Below are 7,694 nucleotides of genomic sequence, written 5' to 3' on the forward strand. Positions count from 1 at the left end.
GATGATTGGGTAATAATTCAGGATGAAATATTTTCATTAAATCAGCTAAAACTAAATCAGGGTTACTAATACCACCTTCCCAATAATCATTACCTTGATATTCGTTTAATCTGGCATCATTATTATAAAGATTGCCAATTTTTACAGCTTGAAAATCACCATAGCGATTATCCGCTTTCAAAATATCTTGTACATTCTGCCAAGATTGACTAAAATTCAGCCAATAGTCAGCATTAGCAGCACGTTCTAAAATAACCTCAAAGGATAGGGGTAGACTCCCCGAAGTGTTATCATCACTCCACAGATAATTTGCACCAGCATCATTAAGATACTTAGCGACATAACTATTACCTCCTGGCATATACCAAGTACCTTTAAAGTTAAATCCCACAAATACGCTAGGACGTTTGCTTATAGACCTAGTTTGTTGAGCAATTTCTTCATATTTACTCGCAATTTCCCTAAATACTTTTTCGGCTATTTCTTCTTGATTAAAAAACACAGATGTAAATTTCATCCACTCAGTTCTTCCCAGGGGTGAATTTTCCATATATTCTGCATTTATGGCCACTTTCAAACCAGCATCTACTAATTGCGGATAACTATCTGTTTGTGAATTACCCACAGCATAAGTTGTAATTAAGTCGGGATTTAAATCTAATATTTGCTCAATATTAACATTATTATTTCTCCCCACCTCTGTAACTTTTCCGGTTTTAATTCTGGAAATCACTTCAGCCGTATTTACTTGTTTCACATCACTCACCCCGATAAGTTTATCCACTACTCCTAACTTAGCTAAATGGGGTAAATGAGTAGTCGAAAGAGTGATAACAGAATTTACAGGTATTGTGATTACTTGCGTTTCTGGAAAATCCGGGGGTACTGGTGCGCCACACTGCACTAAAACATATTGAAAACCTGTATTAGCATTCCGCCAAGGATTTTTAACTGTGACGATTTTATAGTGTTTATGATATTCTACATTAAAACCTGTGGCATAATTAACGCTAACTTTTGCCGGAAAATAATCAATATTAGGATTATATTCTTGAGTACAGGCGCTGCTACCTGGGGGAATTGTATTGTTACAAGCGATAGTTAAGGTAGCAACTAAGATTAATAGACAGAAAAAAATGTTGCTTTTACGTTGATGAATTTTTATTAATATCATGTTTAGTTACTGCTTTTCTGGTTCGTAGTTAGGACTTTGGTGGTTTTAGAAAGGACTAAAGTCCTTACTACAAACAAAGATTTACTCTGGAGGATAGGAATGTTCTTTGACTTTATTACCCTTTGCTAAATGTTCCTCAACAATATTTTTAGCCACATCAGGAGTAACGCGAGTGTACCAACTCCTATCCTCCGAATTAAATACCACTGGACCTAATTTACAAACTTCCAAACAGCCAGAGGTTCTAACTTCAATATCTAAACCAGCTTTTTCCACTGCTGATTTTAAAGCCTCAAATGTAGGTTCCCACTTCCGAGAAGGAAGACAACGCCCAGAAGTACAAACCGAAATATAAGAACGCTTTAAAGGATTGCTAGTAAATGGTATGGGCTGATTTCCTAAAACATATATTTCTCGCAATTGTTGATAAAGTACTAACTTATCTAAATTAGGTTTACCCTCTGGTAATAAATTCTCATCTTCCACGAAAGGATTAGGTAAAAATATAGTCATCACCTCTACATTTGCACCATTCCAAAATTTAATTCCCCAACTTCTGGGATTCCCTTCTGCATTAAATCGGCGATAAAATGCAGCCCGACTAACTTGACGCTGTTTTCTTAATTCCAATGGGGTTTTACACTCTGGTCCCCCTAAACTCGCTTCAATACATAAGTGTAAATGCCAACCTTCAGCCGCTACCGTTAAATAACCATCGTAAAGAATACACAATTTAGGTGCAGCAGTAAATTCTAATTCTAAAACACCACCTTGGGCAACGTGACCTACTCCTACCTGATACCAATTTTTCTGAAATAAGGTGTAAAGCAATGATGCTAAAACATCACTATCGGCTGGAAAATCTTCATACTCAACTCTACCTCCTGAAAGCAGAGGTTCCGTTGTCATCAAATTTAATGGTGTTACCCAAGGATTAAATTGTGTCATGGTTTTTGCTAATTGTTACGAAATTTTTCAGAATGTCGCACTCACACCAAATTGAAAAACTCTACCTGCATCGGGGAAACCTGGAAAAAGTTGATAGCGTTGGTTAAAAATATTATCTACACTACCACTAAATACAAGGTTATCACTCAGAGAAATTCGCAGTTTAGTATCAAAGGTGGTATAACCAGATAAAAATTCTGTGTTAGTATTATTTGTCGGATATCCACTGAGGGAATGCATGAGAAATCCTAAATATACACCTTGAGCATTTTGATATGATATTCCCGCATTTAAACTATTTGCACCTGCAAACCGCAACTCTTTACCTACTTCCGCAAGATTACTACTTTCTAAAATCTGCGGATCATTTAGGGTATAATTGGCAAAGGCAAAAATATTCTTGGCTAGTTGCACATTTAAAGCAGCTTCAATTCCTCTGGTGCGAACTAATCCGATATTTTCAAAAGTACCTGTATTGCCATTTACAGGGGGAGTGAGTCTTGTAAAAACGATGGTGTCTGATACTCGATTCTGAAAAAATGTTAATCTTAGTAAACCAACGTCACCGAGTTTTTGGTCAATTCCAATATCATAACTATCACCTTTTTCTGGTTTAAGTTCTGGATTACCAATATTAGTAGGATTATTGTTAAATAAGTTAGCAATAGTTGGCGCTCGAAAATTTCTGATATAGTTAGCCCGGAGTGTAGTGGAGTCAGATAGTTTTAGTTTTGTGCCTACAGATGGCGATGTAAAAGAACCATTAACTAAACTGCTAAAGTCTTGCCTGACTCCTAAATTTAAACTGAGATTAGAAGTTAAACTAGTTTCATATCTGGCAAAGATTGCACCTTGATTAATTCCATCATTATAATTTTTGGTATTGACATTTGTGGCAAATTGGAAGCTGTTATTCACTACATTTACGGTGCGGTAATCAAAGCCATAAACTAATATTTGATTCTCGGCTAATTGCCAACTGTGTGTGGCTTGAAGACCGTAAGACCTTTGATTTGTCTCAAATCTTCTTTGAGATGTTATTGCGCCACTACGATTATCAAAGCGAGTATTGAGAAAGTCTGTGTAAATCTTCGCCGTTAATAAAGAATCATTTCCTTGTCCTAACTGGGAGTTCCAAGTTAAGTCAGCTAAAACTTGGTCTGTATATTTACGATTGTTATTAGTTAAGGAATTGAAAAATCCTTGACCAAATTCAGGTTCAGGAATGGGTACTCCTCCTGATACGCCCTGATTTTTGCCTAAGTATAATGTAGAAAGAGTTAAGGTGTTTCTATCCCCTAAATCTGCTTCTAATTTGACGTTAAAATTATTGAACAGAACATCATCGTTTTCTCTGGTTCCGGCAAAATTAGCTTCGGGAATGGAAAAAGGAAAATTATTCTGCGCCTGGGTACGGTTATAACCCACAACCCAAGATATATCTCCTTGTCTTCCGCTATTTTGAATGGTTTGCTGATTTAATCCATACGCGCCTAGAGTAACTCCGGCTTCGGTGGTGATTCTTTCTGTGGGACGACGAGTAATAATGTTAATGACTCCCCCAATAGCATCGGAACCATATAAAGTAGAACCACCACCGGGTAAAACTTCTACTCGTTCCACATTGTTGGTGGTAATTTCAGAAAGGTCAAAACCTCCAGAACCTAAATTATTTATTGGTCTACCATCTAATAATATTAAAACTTGTCCGGTGTTAGAACCGCGAATAAATTGACCACTTAATGCACCAACTCCTGTACCAACTGTTCCATCACCTAAGATACCGGGGAGAAATCGTAGCGCTTCTTTAACTGTTCTCGCCCCTCTAGCTGCAATTTCTGCTTGGGTAATTACATACACAGGACGTGTAGAATCTTCAACTGTACCGTCACGGCGTAGAGGTGAAGAGACTCTTTGATTTAAGAGTTTTTCAATTACAGTGAGTTCAATATCTGGTTCTGATTCTGAGGCTATGACATATCCTGACGACAAAATAGCATAAGTTGTGTGCAGAATCAGTAAATTGCTCCAGCATTGCCAAGAAATTTTAGGCATTTAGGGTTATAAAATGTGTTAGTTAGAAATGGTTTATTAGTGTTGCTGAATTTTGGTAATCTCTGTGCAGAGTTGACAGATAAACTCTTTTTTATCTGAGATTTAGACATCACATTCTATCGGAGTGAGTACACCAGGGCGAGCAAGATGTTTACCCCACAAGGTTGATAATGAGGATGTCTACTTTATTTAGGGGTTGCTGATAAATCCGAAAGTAGGTGCAAGGTTTTTGAAGGGTGTACCATCAAAAGTGTGAATTTTGGGATGACAGATAGCTGATACTGTTCCCTGTTCCCTATCTCCACAACAAAACTTTTATGCCTAACAGCAAACCCTATTTATTTGCAAATTGCTATGTATGCAAATTTAGCTACACAAGTTTATTGAGAAAATTGTGCATTAGTGTGTTGCACAAAAACGCCACCTACTAAGATTTTTTTTGTTTAATTCAGTTTTGATAAATACAGCAATTGCCCAGGAATTTATCTAACAAAGCCACAGCCAACTTTTGACTTTTGCTATATCTATGCTGACAAAATTTTTTGAATCTATCCATTATCTGTGCCTCGCAGATAGGTGTTTGCTTGGAAATTACGTCAGTGGGCGTTCTGACTCAGAGAAAACAATTGTGTTTATCTCTTCACAGCTGCGGGACAGCGCCGGATTCACACCGAACTTTCCCCCGTAATACAGGAGTTACCTGTTACGTCTGATGGATGCTGGCCATAAGAACTGACTTTTTGTATTTAACCATAATATTATAAAAGTGTAAATTTGAACAAAAAAAGTTTTGTTGCCGGCAAGATTTAGATACAAAGGGTTGTTACTCAGAAACTGAATGATAATGATTATTATTCTATTTAAATGTTTTGTCAACTGCTAACATAGGTAATTTAGGTATAAATAGTTAATTTTTATGACTTTTTCAGACTCTCCCAGTCTTGGTCAATAGAAAGTTAGAAGAAATTTAATCCCAGATGTATAATTAGCGCTGTCTCCTCCTGCATTAAAAGATAAAATTTAAAATTGTCCAGCTTTCTGTACCTAGATAAAGAGCATTATGTGGCAACAAGAAAAAAAAGATAGTGCGATAGTCAGTCTGGCCTTATTACTGTCCTTAGCTACTACCCCTATGGCAGTATCTTTGTTTGATCTGACACCAGTGCTGGCACAATCTGCCACTGACGCTGACTCTTTTTCACTACCGGAAACTGTGGAAAATGGGACTACGGTGCGGATTGATGGTTCTATGAGTTTGGCTGCAATTAACCAAAGTTTAAAAGAACGTTTTGAGCAAGAGTTTTCTGGAACAAATGTAGAAGTTGCGGCTAATGGTGCTGATGTGGCAATATCAGCTTTAATAGATGGCACTATTGATTTAGTAGCGATCGCTCGTGGTTTAACTCCAGATGAACAAGCCCAAAATCTAGCACAGGTAGCGTTTCAGCGCGAAAATATTGCCATCATAGTTAGTACAGATAATCCTTTTCAGGGTGGTTTGACTGATCAACAATTCGCTGATATCTTCCGAGGAAATATTACAAATTGGTCAGAATTGGGCGCACCAGAAGGTACAATTAGATTCATTGATCATCCTGAAACTAGTGATACGCGCAATACATTTCGCTCTGCTCCAGCTTTCAAAGATGCTGGGTTTACCACAGGCTCTAATGCTACCCAAATAGACGAGGATAGCACTGATAAAATTGTCCAACAACTAGGCAATGATGGCATTAGCTATGCAATGGCTTATCAGGTGTCGCAATTGCCAAATGTACGCGTAATTCCCATCAATGACACTTTGCCTGATAATCCTAATTATCCCTATTCCCAGCCTTTAGTGTATGCTTACAGGCAAAATCCTCGCCCCAACGTTGCTAGTTTTCTCGGTTTTACCCTCGCACCACCAGGACAGCAAGCCATAGAAGCGGGGAGAGTCGCCGCAGCCGCAATGCTTGTCCAGAGGGAAGTACAAACAGCCGCTCCCCTCAATTCTGAAACCACATCAGATGAACAGCAATCTCCAGAAACTACTTTTGAGGATATACCTCTGTGGTGGCTTTTGTTACCTGCCTCTGTGATTGTTGCCTTACTAACGTGGCTTTTGCGGTCACGCATCTGGGCAACTGAGGCTCAAGATCACACCCCAGATCAAAATTCTCAGGCAACTGGGAAAAATGAAGTGGCAAAAAATGGTATAAGTATTGATACTTCCGTGGGTGAAGCTTTAACAGCAGGAGCCGGAGCAGCTATGGATGAACAAGTCGATGAGCAAGCATCCCTTGAAACTAATAATGATAGTAATTATACGGTAACAGAGTCTTTTGATCATCAAGACTCCCCTTGGGATATAGAAGCACCAGCAGCCGTGGTAAATACTCTATACCCCCAATTACCAGACCCATCTCCAGTTATCTCTGAAGAGTCGCAGCTTCCTGAAGTGGTATTTGATGCGGAAAATAGTGAGAATAATGATTTTGGAGACGAAATAGCCGAAAATCCCCAGTTAGAACTGGATTTAGATTTCATGGGGGATATTTTTGCCAATGAAACTACGGATTTAGCTGGCAATATGGCTACAGAAGAAAGTGTTTCGTCTCCGATGGCAGATGATGATCAGAAAATGGTGTTCAGTAATTGTGATGAAGCTATTTTACCGATATCAGACCAGCAAACATCAGAAAAAGTGATAAATTCACATCCATCACTACCAGATATCACGGAAGATATATTAAATACAGTCGCAGACGCAGCTGAACCCCTTGACAATTTGTCGTCAGATGAGATAGATATTTTTGCCGATAGTGCCACCTTTGAAGAAACAGGTCTAGAGGCATCGGCGGGACATCAAGGGAATCTCGAATCTGCATCTCAAGTGCCGAATAACACGACAGAATTTGCTGTATTTGATGTGGATGGGGAAAAAAGTATTGTTCTCAAGTCTCGCAATGCTGAATGGGCTTATGCGACTTGGTACATTGATGAAAGTTGTCAGCAAGAATTAGCAAATCAAGGCATCTTTCAATTAGCACTGCGGTTGTATGATGTCACAGATTTGGATTTGAGTTACCAAACGCCCCAATTTGTCAAAGAATATCCCATAGAATCAGGGATAGAACTTTATATCGCTATTCCCCAAAGCGATCGCGATTATATTGCTGACATAGGTTATGTAACTGAGGGCGATCGCTGGATCATAATTGCTCGTTCTGCGAGGATTCGCGTCTTTGCTACACCCCTAGAAGATCCCACAGAAGACCCAACTCTCAATCTGAATGGGGAAGCAAGTATTGTCCTCAAAGCCCGAAATGCTGAATGGGCTTACGCAAGTTGGTATATTGGCAATAATGATATCTCTCAATTAGCCCTGCGGTTGTATGATGTCACAGATTTAGACTTGAGTTATCAAACTCCAGAGTTTGTCAAAGAATATCAAGTAGAATCAGGGATAGAACTTTATCTCGCCATTCCCCAAAGCGATCGCGATTATATTGCAGAAATAGGCTATGTAACTGAA

General features: G+C 38.7%; 4 protein-coding genes and 1 riboswitch. Of the genes, 1 reads left to right on the forward strand and 3 read right to left on the reverse strand.

Annotated elements, in window-relative coordinates; genetic code table 11:
- From VB654_RS17790 to VB654_RS17800, 3 genes are all read right to left on the reverse strand, one after another.
- Positions 1 to 1,174 (reverse strand): ABC transporter substrate-binding protein (locus VB654_RS17790; protein WP_323215146.1); only part of this gene is annotated, 1,174 nt, incomplete at its 3' end.
- 81 nt (positions 1,175 to 1,255) lie between these two features.
- On the reverse strand, positions 1,256 to 2,122 hold the full coding sequence (locus VB654_RS17795; protein ID WP_323215147.1) for a (2Fe-2S) ferredoxin domain-containing protein: 867 nt from the start codon (positions 2,120 to 2,122) through the stop codon (positions 1,256 to 1,258).
- A gap of 27 nt (positions 2,123 to 2,149) precedes the next feature.
- Positions 2,150 to 4,177, reverse strand: coding sequence for a TonB-dependent receptor (locus VB654_RS17800; RefSeq protein WP_323215148.1), 2,028 nt, complete (start codon positions 4,175 to 4,177; stop codon positions 2,150 to 2,152).
- A 581-nt stretch (positions 4,178 to 4,758) separates the two neighbouring features.
- Positions 4,759 to 4,905, reverse strand: a riboswitch (cobalamin riboswitch).
- A 332-nt stretch (positions 4,906 to 5,237) separates the two neighbouring features.
- Here VB654_RS17800 and VB654_RS17805 point away from each other — a divergent pair.
- Positions 5,238 to 7,694, forward strand: a 2,457-nt coding sequence (locus tag VB654_RS17805) for a DUF4912 domain-containing protein (RefSeq protein ID WP_323215149.1), incomplete at its 3' end; no start/stop codon positions are given.

The organism is Nodularia sp. UHCC 0506, from assembly GCF_034931045.1.
Lineage (GTDB): Bacteria > Cyanobacteriota > Cyanobacteriia > Cyanobacteriales > Nostocaceae > Nodularia.